Here is a 15,367-nt window from a genome sequence, read left to right as displayed (position 1 = left end):
CATAGCCTTATCTGCTCCCATTAGCATCTATTTCACTGACCGTTATCATCAAGGTTTGAGCATTACCTGCTTCTGTTTTAGCTTGGTGCTTAAATATGTATAGGCCCTATAGCCATAGGGAAAGGTTTTATGGATGAATAATAGACTGAATAGGCCAATCACTCCGCCGAGCACCGTCGATGCCAGTACGTCTTGCGACCAATGCATGCCTAATAGCATGCGACTGAACCCCATGGTGATACTCCAGATGAATAGCATAGTCGGTAGTACCAGATTTCCCGCTAACAGAAGATAGTAACTCGCGATCATGGTGAGAGTGATGGCGAAGAGCGTGTGACCCGAGGGAAAGGCGAAACCGACCTCATTCTTCCAATGTTGTTTTATCAGGGGAGAGAGGTCCAGCTCTGTTTCGGCGTGTTCGAGTCGCTCCAGTGACGCCGTCATCTGCGCCTTACGCTCAGCCTTCGCTAGGGTGTAGAAGTTAGTGGTATTGAGCAGGTATTGCTGCTCCAGCCAAACCGCGTTGGGACGAGCCTCGTTGAAGAAAGGTTTGAGGTAGTGATTAAGCCCCAGTGTGGTGCACATACCCAAAGATATAGTGAGAAACAGGCTGACAAACTGGGCTCTACCTAGACGCTGGTAACTAAGCAATAATATTAAGAGTACAGTTGCGACGCCATAGGGGGCAGTACCTGATGTCGTTAACCAAAATAGCACCTCTGCCGATAGTGAGTTCAGTGGCAACAGCGGAAACAGCGTGGTATCTGATATTAATAATATCGCTGGTATGATGGTTAAAATGGCCCAGCCTATCATCATGAGGCCAAGTGGAAAGCGCGATTTCAGTAAAGATAATAGTTTCAAGAATAGGGCCTCATACCGATACTAAAGGCGTCTTTGCCAAATAGGTTGATAGGCTAACGTGCAGCAAGATCATTGCCAAGCGGATAGCCAGATAAACCGACTATTTAGCTCCATTGACGCCAAAGCGTTAACACTGAATTAGCACAGATGTAAAACTTCACGCATCATCATTCACAGTAGCGGCTTTTACGGCGAGTGATGAACATCAGAATCAAGAGGGCAATGAGTAGTAAGCACGTTCCCATCAGTAAGGCGAAATCTTCAAGTTTTAAAATTGAGTAGAGCACCAGATAGAGGCTGGTTAACATGGCCGCGATGATGCCACCTTTTCTTATGCTTGCGGTGGCGCTGGCGACATAAGGCGATATAGATAACACCGGAATAGTGGCCGCGATGATATAGGCTTGAACGAAGGCTAAATGCTCAGATAACGAGAGTAACAGCAGGTAGAAGAGGGTGACCGAGCAGCCGACGAGCAGGTATTGAACCAGACTAAGCGAGCTTTGTTGCCCCAGCTCAAATATCAAAAGTACGATAAAGGTTAGTGCAATAAATAACATGCCATATTTGACCGAACGCTCCACTTTTCCATAGTGAGTGACGGGTTCAAATAATGCCGTACCGGCTTCGACTTCGATATGATTAAGCTCACTATTTTTAGTGAACACTTGCGGGTAGTTACGGGTCAGGTGGCTGATCTGCCAATTTGCCTTAAACCCGCTGTCAGTGATCTCTCTACTCGTTGGTAAGAGCCCGTTAAAACTGGGGTGAGGCCAGTCGCTTGAGATGCTTATGTCGGTTTGTTCACCTAAGGGCAGTGCACTAATGCCCCGTGAGCCCCGCAGCTTTATCGCAAAGTCGAGGATAAATTGAGTCTGTTTAAGGTTTAAGTCTATTGGCATATGGAAGCCGCGTTCCAGACCTATTTGCTGGGGTAACCCGGTTCCCGGCATTATGTTGCCTGGAATATGCGGATCTGATGACGCCGCTTCTTGACTGGTCACTTCAAATGATTCAATTTTCTCAATCGCCTGATTGGCTGAAATGCCGAAGACCAGCCGGGCATGCTCAGTTTCAATGGAGGTAAGGTTAGGAATATCTATATCGGGAATGGAGAAGCTAGCCTTGCCACTGACCATGGCATTGTAGACTAAGGATTGGTATATCCCTCTGGAGCGAAAGTCATGGGTTAGCTCCATATCCAGGGCTAAATTTTTGGGTAAAATGATTAACTCATCTTGAAAACTAGTCTTAAATTTTACCGTTTTCCCCTCATCATTGCTCTTCTCCTGAACGACCTCGTAACGATAGGGTAAGACAAGCGCCGGCCCTGAAACTCTCTGCTGCTCCCCCCATGAACGACCAATTTCATTGACGACGTCGTGATAGAGGTATTCTCTGTCTGAGGTCATGTTCATGACAAGTCCCAGCGGAATGAAGGAGAGCAGTAACATCCCCACCAGAACGATGATTTTATGGGTTAAGTTAGTCGTAGCCGTAGTGAAGAAATTGAGCATGAAAAATCCCTCTATGATGATGAAAGTATTGAAACAGAATTTATCTGGTCTATGGGGGCAAGCTGGTGATCAATAGTGGCGAGAAAAAGGCAATGAGGTGGGCATTGCCACATCATCTTCCGGTTTAATTTGGCTTATATTATTAATCGATGAAATAGCAATTTAGTTTTCAGGGTCTATTGGTGCATCTGATTTGGAGACTAATATGTTTGAGATTAAATCGACAACTGGCCTGACTATGGCACGAGTGCTGTTAGGGGGCTTTTTACTGGCGACGGCGATGAATCGTTTTACCGCAGTCGATGTGAGCTATTTTACGAAACAATTGGCGGCGGTAGGCTTGCCTGAGCTGGCCTGGTTATCAGCCGTATTAGGCGTTATTCAGTTAACTGTGGTTGTCGCATTAATCTTTCCATGGCATAAGCTAAGCCAGTATATGCTCTATCTCTATTCACTGCTGGCGATGACACCTATCTTGATGTTATTCACTCACCCTGTGTGGATAGAGAGCTTAGGCGGCTTTCCTGCCATAGGGGCGGGGCAGGGGCTGATTAAGTATCTGGCTATTGCAGGAGTAACGGCTTATATCGCCTCCTATTACGCAGGAGACCGTAACCTGAATGACCTTTCACTTAAGTTGATATGGGCGGGGGTGATATTGGTGATGCTATGGATAGGAGGCATGAAGTTTACTCAGATAGAAGCCGATGGTATCGAACGTTTGATGGCAACGAGCCCGTTTTTTAGTTGGATATATGATCTGTTTAGTGTGCTTCACGGATCGTACTTTATCGGCATCATCGAATTAGTGGCGGTACTTGGACTTCTTCTCGGCGGTAAATACGTGTGGGCGAGGACATTAGGATTATCGGTTGCCGGATTAACTTTTCTGGCTACACAGAGCTTTATTATTAGTTTGCCCGCCTATGAGTTGAGCCATGGTTTCCCATTGCTAACGGGAAGTGGTCAGTTTATCGTGAAAGATCTCGTCTTGTTGGCGGGATGCATCTTACTTTATGCAATGAAAAATAAAGCGGCGAAATAACGCCTTCTACATAATAAAAAAGAGCGCTAAAGCGCTCTTTTTTTATTATCAACGAACTGGCGTAAAAGATGCTTATTGGCTTTCACTCTCGTTGAGTCGCTTCTCCAGTGCATCGACTCGTGCCTGAAGCGCTTCAAGTTTCTCACGTGTCTTTAACAGTACATGTTGCTGTACTTCAAACTCTTCGTGAGAGACAACATCTAATTTCATCAATTGATTTTGAAGGATCTGCTTACTTTTTTCTTCAAACTCACCAGCGAATTGTTTCAGTCCGCTAGGCAGGTTTTCGCTCAGTTGCTTAGCAACTTCTTCGATTTTCTTTGGATTGATCATAATCTACTTCCGCTGTGAGCTATCGTCTTTGATTCTTAGCTAAGATTGTACCTGAGCCTAGGTTTATTGGAAAACAAAAGCTGTGTAAATAAAAAAGACCCGAGCTATGAAGATAGTTCGGGCCTTGTACTTAAGCGATAAGTGGGTTTTCACTAGCTCGCTGCGATATGTCCCTCTTCATCGAATACCGGAAGTGGCACATGTTTCTCTGCCAGATAGGTATAGATAACCGGCAGTACAAACAGGGTGAACAGGGTACCGATAGCCAGACCTGACACAATCACAAGACCGATGTTGAAGCGTGCAATGGCGCCCGCACCCACTGCGAATAGCAGTGGGATCAAACCGGCAATCATGGCTGCAGTCGTCATCAGGATCGGACGTAAACGTATCGTGGCTGCAAGTTTAATTGCCTCCATCCTACTCAGGCCATTATGCAGTTGCTCCTCTTTAGCAACTTCACACATCAAGATACCGTGTTTAGTGATCAAACCGACCAGGGTGATGAGGCCGACCTGGGTATAGATGTTCATCGATGACAGGCCAAATATGTGAGTCCAGCCCAACGCGATAAGTGCACCACTTATGGCCAGTGGCACAGACACCAGAATAACCAGAGGATCTCTGGCACTCTCGAACTGACTCGCCAGAACCAGGAAGATGATGGCAAGTGCCAGACCGAAGGTCGCAAACAGAGCCGAGCCTTCGGTGACATATTGGCGCGCTTCACCTAAGAAGTCATAGTTGTAGCCCTTAGGAAGATCGTTATCACCGATATTCTTAAGGAAATCGATAGCATCGCCGATAGCCACACCGGGTGTTGCCACTCCGCCCACAGTCAGTGCATTCATCTGATTGAAGTGAGGCAGTGAGCGTGGCTCGGCTATCATCTCAATATCGACTAAGCTCGATAGTGGTATAGATTTACCGTCGGCGGCCTTAACATAGAAGCCATCGAGCGCCTCTGGGTTGGCACGATATTGACGCTCAACTTGTGGGATCACTTCATAGGAGCGGCCGTCCAGGTTGATACGGTTGACATAACCATCACTCATCATGGTCGTTAAGGTCATACCTATGTCCTGCATCGTGATGCCATAGGTTCCCGCAAGGTCACGCTTGATATGGATCTTCATGGTGCCGGAGTCAAACTTAAGGTTTATCTCCGAGTAGACAAATAGCGGGCTCTGTTGCACTTTCTCCAGCACGCTGCTTCCTATCTGGAACAGGCTCTCAAAAGAGTTAGAGGTCGTGATAACAAATTGAATAGGCAGACCGCCCGATGCACCCGGAAGTTCAGGCATCTGGAATGTAGTGACTGCCATACCCGGCACTTGCTTCACCTCTTCGCCGAGCATCTTCTGCATCTCTTTCTGACTCTTATCACGCTCACTCCATGGCACTAAGGGAGCGATACCGAAGGCTTGATTCGAGTTAGGGATCCCGACGAAGGCCAGAGAAGCCGCCGACTCCGGATGTGACTTAATCATGTCGGTAACTAACGCCATATTAGATTGGATGTAATCTAAGTTGGCGGTAGAGGGGGCGGTTCCCATCATCATGACAACACTCTTATCTTCGTTTGGTGCCAGCTCTGACGGAATAAAGCTGAACATCACAGGCAGAGAGGCAAAGACAATAGCGGCGAAGGCGATAACGACGGGTCTGCGCTCCATTACAGCACTCAGCATTCCCTGATAGCGTTTCGTCATACCCTCAAGGAAGTTCTCGACGGCAAGTTCAAAACGGTTGGGCGCCGAATGAGGCTTTAAGATCTTCGAACACATCATAGGTGACAGGGTCAGGGCCACAATTCCCGATATAAATACCGCTCCGGCTAAGGTTAAGGCAAACTCCTTAAACAGTGAGCCGGTGATACCGCCCATCAGTGCAATTGGTGCGTACACCGCCGCCAGCGTGATGGTCATAGATATCACGGGAACCGCTATCTCGCGAGTACCGATAATTGCGGCTCTGAATGGCGACTCGCCTAACTTGATATGTCGGTCGACGTTTTCTACCACCACGATGGCATCATCGACCACCAAGCCGATGGCGAGTACCATGGCCAGTAGCGTCATCAGGTTCAGCGTAAAGCCAAACATCATCATTATGATGGCAACACCAATCAAGGAGAGCGGAATGGTGACAATGGGGATGACAACCGCGCGAAGTGAGCCTAAGAACAGAGTGATCACTATGATAACGATGAGTGCCGCTTCACCTATGGTCTTGATCACTTCCTGAATCGACTCATCGATGGCAAGGGAGGAGTCATATAAGATACGTGTCTTCATCGACACAGGCAGGTTGCGTTCGATATCGGGCATGAGTGCGCGAGCATCTGCAGCGACAACTAATGGGTTTGCCGTTGGAGTCACATCCAATGCAACAACTACGGCTTCCTGGCCATCGGCAAGGGCGCGGTAGACATCGTGACTCTTCTCTAAGCTCACATCGGCAATATCACCAAGACGAACGACAAGCCCATCTTTACTGCCTATGACCAGCTTTTTCAGCTCATCTACGGTAGCGACCTGAGTATCGGCGGTGCCATTAAACAGGGTAAAGACCCCATTAGCCTGGCCGACTGCAGATTGATAGTTATTCGCCTGTAAAACCTGCATCACCTCAGATGATGAGAGACCGAAGGCGCCCATTCGAGCCGGATCTAACCAGATCCTCATGGCATATTTAATACCACCGTAAAGGTTAACTTTAGCTACACCATCGATGGTGAAGAGTTGAGGCTTTACCACTCGCTCCAGATAATCGGTGATCTGGCTCGAGTTAATCTCATCGCTATAGAAGGAGATGTAGAGGACAGAGGTTTGTGAACCCGTAGACATATCAACGGTTGAGTCTTCGGCTTCTTTAGGTAGCTGAGACCGCACCGAGTTTACCTTGGCAAGTATGTCTGCCAGGGCGCCATTGGGGTCGGTGTTAAGCTTCATGTATACGGTGATTTTCGAGCTTCCTAAGAAGCTATCCGATGTCATGAAGTCGACGTTATCAGCCTGAGCCAACGCCTGCTCAAGTGGCTGGGTGATGAAGCCCTGAATAAGGTTTGCATCGGCACCATAGTAGCTGGTGGATACGGTGACCACTGTGTTGGTCATCTCAGGGTATTCACGTACCTGCATGCTGCTCAGGGAGTAAAAACCCAAGAGTAACAGCAGGAAGCTTATCGAGGCGGCGAGTACCGGCCTGCGAATAAATATATCAGTAAAGCGCATTGCCAGCTCCTGTTATAGTTGTGGCATAGTGGCTGGAGGAGTTAATGCTTTATCCTCGGTCACTTTGACTTTGCTGTTGTTACTTAATCGGATCTGCCCCGAGGTCACTATGTGATCGTTTGCTTTAAGCTCACCTGTGACTAAGGCGTTATTTCCGTTACGCTCAAGTACTTCCACATTTATCTGTTTAACACGTTTTACCGTTTCTCCCTCTTCAGACACTTCGTTAAGGACGTAGATAGAGTTGCCGTAGAGCGTGAAGTTAATGGCGGTTTGAGGCAGCACGAATTGGTTGGTCATCTCCGGCAATAATACTTCGACGCGCGCGAACATACCGCTACGCAGCTTTGCATCGATATTTGGAATGGTTGCCTGAATTTGAATGAGACCACTCTGATAGAAAACGGCAGGCTCAATGGCAGATATTTTTCCTTCAAACGGCTGCTTTGGATAGGCATCGACGAAGACGTGGATGGTCTGTCCGGTTGAGATACGTGGCAACTGGGTTTGTGGCACGGTAAAACGTATCTTCATGGTGCTGATATCTTCGAGGCGAACGATATCGGTACCAGCCTGCAGATACTCACCCAGGTTAATACTGCGAATACCAACTAAACCATCGAAAGGTGCGTCGATCTCTCTGCGATCTATGGTGGCCGTTAAGCTTTCGATATCGGCTTTAAGTGCCAGATATTTTGATTCACTATTATCCAGGTCTTGCTTAGATACTGACTTTTGTTTGTAGAGGCGGGTGAGTCGTTTGAAGTCGGCCTCGGCGGCAGGTAATTGAACCTTCTTGCTCTTTAAGTTGGCTTTTTCGACCTTAGAGTCGAGCGCGATCAGGCTGTGGCCCTTACTTATGCTGCTACCATTTTCAAAGTTTATCTCAGCAACGACACCCGATAGTTCATTGGCAATAGTGAGACCTTGGTTCGGTTCTACAAAACCGATTGCATCTATGGTGGGTTGCCAGTTTTCCGGGATGAGTGTCATGGTGGTCACCGGCGATTCAGGTTCCGGCATATTGGCAATGGCATCGGCAATTTTACCTTTAACCATGATGTTAAAACCTATTACTGATCCAAAGGCCAGTAATGCGATGATCAGCATAATCAGGGTCCATTTCTTCATCTGCCTGATTGCTCCTTATGAGTAGTGTTTGGTGGTGTAAGTATGGATTGCCAACAAAGATTGCAGACAAACTCTAGTTCAGTTTTATCATATGGCATCTGGCCACGACGTATGCTTCTTCCCAGCGCTATAGCTGGTTCTAAAGAGGTGGCAAACAAGGTTTTATCTTGCAAGTTATGAAATATCCCGGTATCCCTTCCTTCGGTGAAAATATGGTGCAGCCCTTCGAATGTGCTTCTTTCGAAAGCTTGATGTGGGCCGGTGTCTATACCCGGAAGGTGGATATATTGCTCGTAACTCAGGTTCGCGTTTGTTCTTTGGCGTCCAAAATCGACAATGTTGAACCAGACACGTTTGAACCTCTGTTCGAGCGTACCCTCTTCACAATTTTCGAGAATATGGCTCGCCACTACACGTAACACATCTTTACGGAGTTCAGAGATCAACTCTTCCTTATCGGTGAAATAGCGGTAAATCGTGCCTGCAGCAACACCGGCTTCCTGAGCTATCTGTTGCATCGAGAGACCTTGTAGCCCTTTGGTGGCAATGATCTTCTCGGTGGCTTTGAATATAAGATCGCGTTTGTTATCCATAATGCCTTTCATACGAGGGGGTGTTCTGAATGAACGTTCATTCACTATTCTATGTCACCGGCATGAATATCGCAATTATCGATTCAGGCTGACAGATAAAAAGTTGAGAGATAGACGATTCAAGCTTTACTCAGTGTAGTAGATATCCGAGATATTTGATTCGTTTAGTCTGTGTATGTTGCTGATATAAAACAATGGGCAAAACTGTAGGCTTTACCTCATTCTTTTCTGGTATGATCTAGGGTTCCCAAAATATTTCTTAGTTTGTTGGTAAAAGTTAAAAGATGAAGCTAAACCCCGGACAAAATGATGCTGTGCACTATGTTACTGGCCCTTGCTTGGTGCTGGCCGGTGCCGGCAGTGGTAAAACCAGGGTGATCATAAATAAGATCGCTTATTTAGTGCAGAAGTGTGGTTATAAGGCACGGACGATAGCGGCGGTGACTTTTACCAACAAAGCTGCGCGCGAAATGAAGGAGCGTGTCGCTCAATCTATGGGACGCAAAGAGGCTCGTGGCCTATGGATATCTACATTTCATACATTAGGCCTGGAGATCATCAAACGTGAGCATAAGGTTGTCGGCTTAAAGCCCGGTTTCTCCCTGTTCGATGATCAAGACTCGCTGGCACTGCTAAAAGAGCTCACCGAAGATGAGTTCGATGGTGATAAAGATCTGCTCAAGATGCTGATGACGGCGATCTCAAACTGGAAAGGGGATCTGGTCGTTCCCGACCAGGCAGTGAAGATTGCCAAAGATGAGCAGTCACAGCTTTTTGCCAGCCTATACCAAAGATACGCTAAGCATATGAAGGCGTACAATGCGCTGGATTTCGATGATCTTATTTTACTTCCCACCTTATTGTTAAGACACAATCAAGAGGTGAGGGAACGTTGGCAGAAGCGTATTCAATATATGCTGGTGGATGAGTATCAAGATACCAACACCAGTCAGTATGAACTGGTTAAGTTGTTGGTTGGAGAGCGCGCCAGATTTACCGTGGTAGGGGATGATGATCAATCTATCTACTCCTGGCGTGGCGCTAAGCCGCAAAACCTGGTCTTGCTGGGTACAGATTTTCCTAAGCTTAAGTTGATCAAACTCGAACAAAACTATCGTTCGAGCCAGTGTATTCTTAGGGCCGCCAACATACTTATTGCTAACAACCCCCATGTCTACGATAAGGCGCTGTTTAGTGAGCTTGCCTACGGTGAGCCATTGAGAGTGCTGATCGCTGCGAATGAGGAGCAGGAGGCAGAGCGGGTTATCGCTGAGATGGTCCGGCATAAATTTGTTGGCAGGACCCAATATGGCGATTATGCGATTCTCTATCGGGGTAACCATCAATCTCGTTTGCTTGAACGGGCACTGATGACCAATAGGATCCCTTACAAGCTCAGTGGCGGGACCTCTTTCTTCGGCAGGGCTGAAATTAAAGATATCATGGCCTATCTCAGGCTGGTGGTAAATCCAGATGATGATAATGCGTTTCTGCGTGTGGTTAACCTACCCAAGCGGGGGATTGGCCCATCGACTCTTGAGCGTTTAGGGAACTATGCTAACGAGCGTCATATCTCAATGTTTGAAGCTATCTTCGAAGTTGAGTTAAACCATCACCTTCCTCCGGCCGCTATGGCGTCCCTGTATAAGTTTGGTAAGTTTATTGTCGATACCGGAGAGAGTGCGACTCGCGGAGAGCCCGTAGAAGCGGTGAAGCACCTGATCCGTAATATTAACTATGAGGATTACCTCTACGAGACGAGTACCAGTGCCAAAGCCGCTGAGATGAGAATGAAGAACATCTCTGAACTATACCGCTGGGTCACAGAGATGCTCGAAGGCGATGAGCTGGACGATGGCATGACTTTGCCTGAGGTGGTCACTCGTTTAACGCTCAGGGATATGATGGAGCGTAACAGTGAAGATGAAGGGGGCGATCAGGTTCAGCTGATGACACTGCATGCTTCTAAAGGGCTGGAGTTTCCTTACGTATTTATGGTCGGCACCGAAGAGCGGATATTACCTCACCAGAGCAGTATCGATGAGGATAACGTGGAGGAGGAACGCCGCCTCGCCTACGTGGGGATCACCCGAGCTCAGAAAGAGCTGTGGTTTGTTCTGTGCCGTGAGCGTCGCCAGTTTGGTGAGACCATGCGCTGTGAACCAAGCCGTTTCTTGATGGAGTTGCCCCAAGATGATCTGGTTTGGGAAAACCGGAAGCAACCTCAGAGCGAACAGCAGCGCCAACAGGCGGGTAAATCTAACATTGCCAACTTAAGAGATATGTTTAAAAAATAGTAGGGTTAACGGGTACCTGCTTCACCGTCAAAGTGGTGCAGCAGGTGTCTGACTGGTTTGTGTATATGGCATAGTGCATTGCGCTAAGCGCAAACCAAGTCCGATATTGTCGTCAAACGTAATACTTTCCCCAGCGCCTGCCCCTGTCCCAGAGTGAAACCTATCTCCTGCAGCGCCTCTCTTTGTTGCTTTGTGCCAATTCCATCGACAAAGACCGCAAGCTCTAATGCTTGAGCCGTCAGGAAGTGAGCCTTTAATAGCTTTATATGCTGTTTGCTTTCAATGTGATTGGCATAGCTGGGATCGAGCTTAAGGCCTTGCAGCGGCAGGAAGGTGAGGCTGCTTAGTGCGCTGTGAGCGCTCCCGTAGCCCCTCAGGCCAAGCTGAACATTCAGACCCGTCAATATTTCGAAGGCATTGATATGATTATCGGTATCGAGAATGAAACCTTGTTCATCGAAGAATAACCATAGTTGCTCAGCTTTGAAGTGGCTCTGCTTGAGCGCAATTTTTAGTTGTCTCACAGCATGCTTATGCTTCAGGTGTTTTCCGGATATATTGATATGCAGAGGTAGCAGGCTGAGTGAGTGTTTTTGCAGTGCCGGGTAATCACTATTTAGTCTCTGAAGCAGGTGGATATCGAGTTCGGTGGTGAGTCCGCAGTGTTCGGCAATATTATTCAAATGAGCCTGTTTGATTTTCCCTAATCTAGGATGGTTCCAGTAGAGTCGTGGTTCCAATGCCACGGTAGTCTGCGTCTTAAGGTTTTGAACTGGCAGGTAACTTAGAAGTAGCTCATGATTAGATATCGCATTTTGTAATTCAAGTTCTAGCTTTACATCTTGGTTGAGTAGTTTGTGAGATTTGTCATCGTATATGACATAGCAACCTTTACCATTCGTTTTGGCCTGATACATGGCCGCGTCAGCATCCCTTAACAGGGACTCGCTGGTATCTGACTTATGATTATAACTAAACGATATACCAATGCTAGCTCCGGAAATAAAGTGCTGGTTGGCGAGTTTGTAGGGGCGTGATAGTTCGGTTAGCACACGCTCCGCTACTTCTTCGGCATCGTCTGTTCCATTGATGCTGTCGAGTAAGATGACAAATTCATCGCCGCCAATCCTGCCAAGGGTATCATTGTCGCGTATACAGAGTTTTAGTCGAGATGAAGTCTCAATCAAAAAGCGGTCGCCTTCGAGGTGACCCAGAGTATCGTTTATCAACTTGAACCTATCCAAATCGATAAATAGCAGGGCGAATCGGTCTAGTCCATGTCTTCGAATATGTTTTACGGCCTGAGAGAGTCGCTCCATAAACATTGCGCGATTAGGGAGGCCTGTTAGCGTATCGTGATTGGCATCGTGCACTAATTGCTGCTCTATTTTTCGCCTCTGAGTGATTTCATTCTCCAAGTCTTGATTTAGCATGGCGAGCGCCTGCGTTCTCTCAACGACTTTCTCTTCTAACTGTTCGTAGCTGTTTTTCAGTGATTCTGCGGATAGCTTCTGCTCAATCGCCGTTGCGATATGCTGAGAGACAAAGGTTAGTAGCTCAAGATCTTTCTCTTGATAACTGTGAGACATGCTAAGGCTGTAGATAGTCAAGGCCCCCCTAACCTGGCCATGAATAAACAGAGGGATCCCGATCCATTGATGAATATCTTTGGTGCAGTTGAGTTCCGGGGTTTTGGAATAGATCTCACCGGAGGCAATAAGTGATTCAAGTTCACTGTTGTGCAGCAGCAGAGGTTTTCTTGTTTTTATCACATATTCCGTAAGCCCATCACATACTTTCCGGCTATCGGGCAAGCAAGTGCTGGCTTGGCTGACGTAAAATGGAAAACTAACATGAGAAAGCTGTTTATCAAGCAGTGCAATATAGCAATTGTTCGCGGGTATAAGGTGGCTGATAACTCTGTGCAATTCAGAATAAAAAACTTCACTCTCAATATTTGAGGTTGCCAGATCCGCAATCTCAAATAACGACTGCTGTAGTCGTTCGGCGCGGCGCCTCTCAAAAACCTCCTGCTTGAGCTTATCGTAAGCAACACTGAGTTCTTTGGTTCGTTGAACTATCGCTTGTTCGAGTTGCTCCTGATGCTGCAGGCGCTCCATGACCCCGGATATGTGGTGACTGACGAAGTTCATCAGCTCGATATCCATCTCGGTGAAGTTGATATTGGGTGAGTAACTTTGTACGACTAAGGCACCGGCAACCGAGTTATTGACCTTAATGGGGACTCCGAGCCAATGATGGCTGGGGGCTCCCCGGCTCACTATCTGCTTAGCGTTTATCAGTTCATTGAATTTTGACTCATCACAGAGCAGATACTCCCCTGTTCTTAGGACATAACCGGTAAGTCCACTGACTAAGGTCTCTGAGAGCTCCTCTTTAGGATAGGATTCGTATGGATGGGTATCTTTTTCATCCAGGAAGAAGGGGATTTCAAGAATGTTGGTGTCTGGGTTGAGCAATGCGACAAAAAAATTATCTGCATGTAGCAGGATATTGAGGGAGCGATGGATCTCTGAATAGAACTCTTCGGGTGAATTGACCTGAGCCGCGAGATTTGAGATCTCCAGCAGCATATTTTGAGTCACTTCAGCTCTTTTATATTTCAGAGCTAATGTCTTTAGGCGTGCAATCCTTTTTTGCATACGCCCAACTTCGTATTGTGAATATAGAGTCGATTCTTCCCTAAACATGTTTTCCGCCAATCGCTATTTTGTATTTTTAGAAGCAGGATTTGGACTAACGAGTATTGATAGCATAAAAAAGCAGCATCGCCAAGTCATAAATTTGACGCTACGTGCTATTTTTTTGACCATAACCAGTAAAAATTCTCGAAATCAGGTGAAATTGAGTTAAAACTTGAGCAAACAGAAAAAAAAGCATTAAAAGGTGTGGACGTAGGGGCAAATAATCCATAGTATATGCGGCGCTAACAAGGCAGGCACCCATAGCTCAGCTGGATAGAGCGCACCCCTCCGGAGGGTGAGGCCGAGGGTTCGAATCCTTCTGGGTGCACCAGATTGATTAGGACGTCATGTTAGCAAGGTAAGTTGAAAGTCAGTGGTGATTGTAGCTCAGTTGGTAGAGCCCCGGATTGTGATTCCGGTTGTCGTGGGTTCGAGCCCCATCAGTCACCCCATTTCATCTCATCTTTAAAAATTCTTGAAAAGATACAAAGACTCGGTGATTAGCGCAGCTTGGTAGCGCATCTGGTTTGGGACCAGAGGGTCAGAGGTTCGAATCCTCTATCACCGACCAAATTTAAAGATAGTGAGATATTGTCTCGTTATTAGTAAGACAAAAGATTACGGTGATTAGCGCAGCTTGGTAGCGCATCTGGTTTGGGACCAGAGGGTCAGAGGTTCGAATCCTCTATCACCGACCAACTTTCGAAAAGCCTCTTGAGAAATCAAGAGGCTTTTTTCGTTTCCAGCTTTCTCATTATCTGAGATCTTGATGATTAGAATCCTGCTGTTTATTAAATCAGCCGACCATCTAAAAAGCTTTCGGACTCTTAATGAGGTAAAAGGGTGCAGCTCGGTAGTGCATCCTGATTTGAAGTAAGAGTGGACCAGAGGATCAGAGGTTCGAATCCTTCCTCTTTATCAAAGCCGGCCGACCAATTTTCGAAAAGCCTTCTGAGAAATTAGAAGGCTTTTTTCGTTTCCAGCTTTCTCATTATCTGAGGTCTTGAAGCTTAGAATCCTGCTGTTTATTAAATCAGCCGACCATCTAAAAAATTTTCGGACTCTTAATGAGGTAAAAGGGTGCAGCCCGGTAGCGCATCCCGATTTGAAACAAGAGTGGACCAGACGGTCAGAGGTTCGAATCCTGCTTTTTATTAAAGATAGGGCCGACCACATTAAGTTTCAATAATAAAAATTTACGGTGATTAGCGCAACTTGGTAGCGCATCCTGATTTGAAGCGAGAGCGGACCAGAGGATCAGAGGTTCAAATCCTTCCTCTTTATCAAAGCCGGCCGACCAATTTTCGAAAAGCCTCTTGAGAAATCAGAAGGCTTTTTCGTTTCCAGCTTTCTCATTATCTGAGATCTTGATGATTAGAATCCTGCTGTTTATTAAATCAGCCGACCATCTAAAAAGTTTTCGGACTCTTAATGAGATAAAAGGGTGCAGCCCGGTAGCGCATCCCGATTTGAAACAAGAGTGGACCAGACGGTCAGAGGTTCGAATCCTCCCTCTTATCAAAGTGGTCTTAGGTACCTAGTGAAAAAGGGCAGAGGTTCGAATTCTCGCGCTTATCAAAGCCAGCCGTCAGATAGTAAAAAGGCCTCAGAGTTAATCTAAGGCCTTTTATTACTGCTCTTGATGA

9 protein-coding genes and 4 tRNA genes are annotated in these 15,367 nt (G+C 46.7%); 6 read left to right on the top strand and 7 right to left on the bottom strand.

Going from position 1 to position 15,367, the window contains the following annotated elements:
* Positions 1–48: 48 nt before the first annotated feature.
* On the bottom strand, positions 49–864 hold the full coding sequence (locus tag EKG39_RS15835; protein ID WP_246028526.1) for a phosphatase PAP2 family protein: 816 nt from the start codon (positions 862–864) through the stop codon (positions 49–51).
* A 167-nt stretch (positions 865–1,031) separates the two neighbouring features.
* Positions 1,032–2,381 carry a cell envelope integrity protein CreD gene (gene creD / locus EKG39_RS15830; protein ID WP_126506884.1) on the bottom strand — a complete coding sequence of 450 codons (1,350 nt, stop codon included), beginning with the start codon at positions 2,379–2,381 and terminating at the stop codon, positions 1,032–1,034.
* Positions 2,382–2,586: 205 nt separating this feature from the next.
* Here creD and EKG39_RS15825 point away from each other — a divergent pair, with 205 nt between their 5' ends.
* Entirely contained in the window at positions 2,587–3,426 is an 840-nt protein-coding gene (locus EKG39_RS15825) for a DUF417 family protein (RefSeq protein ID WP_126506882.1), read from the top strand.
* Positions 3,427–3,498: 72 nt separating this feature from the next.
* On the opposite strand, the gene ubiK is transcribed toward EKG39_RS15825, so the two are convergent.
* The 4 genes from ubiK to EKG39_RS15805 form a co-directional block, all read right to left on the bottom strand.
* Positions 3,499–3,759, bottom strand: a complete 261-nt coding sequence (gene ubiK / locus EKG39_RS15820; RefSeq protein ID WP_126506880.1) for a ubiquinone biosynthesis accessory factor UbiK — start codon at positions 3,757–3,759, stop codon at positions 3,499–3,501.
* Between the two features lie 152 nt (positions 3,760–3,911).
* Positions 3,912–6,995, bottom strand: a complete 3,084-nt coding sequence (locus EKG39_RS15815) for a multidrug efflux RND transporter permease subunit (RefSeq protein ID WP_126506878.1) — start codon at positions 6,993–6,995, stop codon at positions 3,912–3,914.
* Between the two features lie 12 nt (positions 6,996–7,007).
* Entirely contained in the window at positions 7,008–8,126 is a 1,119-nt protein-coding gene (locus EKG39_RS15810; protein ID WP_126506876.1) for an efflux RND transporter periplasmic adaptor subunit, read from the bottom strand.
* Positions 8,123–8,719 carry a TetR/AcrR family transcriptional regulator gene (locus EKG39_RS15805; RefSeq protein WP_126506874.1) on the bottom strand — a complete coding sequence of 199 codons (597 nt, stop codon included), beginning with the start codon at positions 8,717–8,719 and terminating at the stop codon, positions 8,123–8,125. The genes EKG39_RS15810 and EKG39_RS15805 overlap by 4 nt, the downstream gene beginning before the upstream one ends.
* 284 nt (positions 8,720–9,003) lie before the next feature.
* Here EKG39_RS15805 and rep point away from each other — a divergent pair, with 284 nt between their 5' ends.
* Positions 9,004–11,016, top strand: a complete 2,013-nt coding sequence (gene rep, locus EKG39_RS15800) for a DNA helicase Rep (RefSeq protein ID WP_126506873.1) — start codon at positions 9,004–9,006, stop codon at positions 11,014–11,016.
* 83 nt (positions 11,017–11,099) lie between these two features.
* Here rep and EKG39_RS15795 read toward each other — a convergent pair whose 3' ends face one another.
* A complete protein-coding gene (locus EKG39_RS15795) occupies positions 11,100–13,727 on the bottom strand; it encodes a sensor domain-containing phosphodiesterase (protein ID WP_126506871.1) in 2,628 nt (875 codons plus the stop codon).
* Positions 13,728–13,975: 248 nt separating this feature from the next.
* Between EKG39_RS15795 and EKG39_RS15790 the strand changes: the two genes are divergently transcribed.
* The 4 genes from EKG39_RS15790 to EKG39_RS15775 all read left to right on the top strand — a co-directional run bounded on the left by EKG39_RS15790 (position 13,976) and on the right by EKG39_RS15775 (position 14,419).
* Positions 13,976–14,052, top strand: a tRNA-Arg gene (locus EKG39_RS15790).
* 45 nt (positions 14,053–14,097) lie between these two features.
* Positions 14,098–14,173, top strand: a tRNA-His gene (locus tag EKG39_RS15785).
* A gap of 42 nt (positions 14,174–14,215) precedes the next feature.
* A tRNA-Pro gene (locus EKG39_RS15780) sits at positions 14,216–14,292 on the top strand.
* Positions 14,293–14,342: 50 nt separating this feature from the next.
* Positions 14,343–14,419: transfer RNA gene (locus tag EKG39_RS15775), tRNA-Pro, on the top strand.
* Positions 14,420–15,367 lie beyond the last annotated feature (948 nt).

The organism is Shewanella atlantica (assembly GCF_003966265.1).
Classification (GTDB): domain Bacteria; phylum Pseudomonadota; class Gammaproteobacteria; order Enterobacterales; family Shewanellaceae; genus Shewanella; species Shewanella atlantica.
The sequence above is the reverse complement of the archived record's forward strand: the minus strand, read 5'-3'. Positions and strand labels throughout refer to the sequence as shown.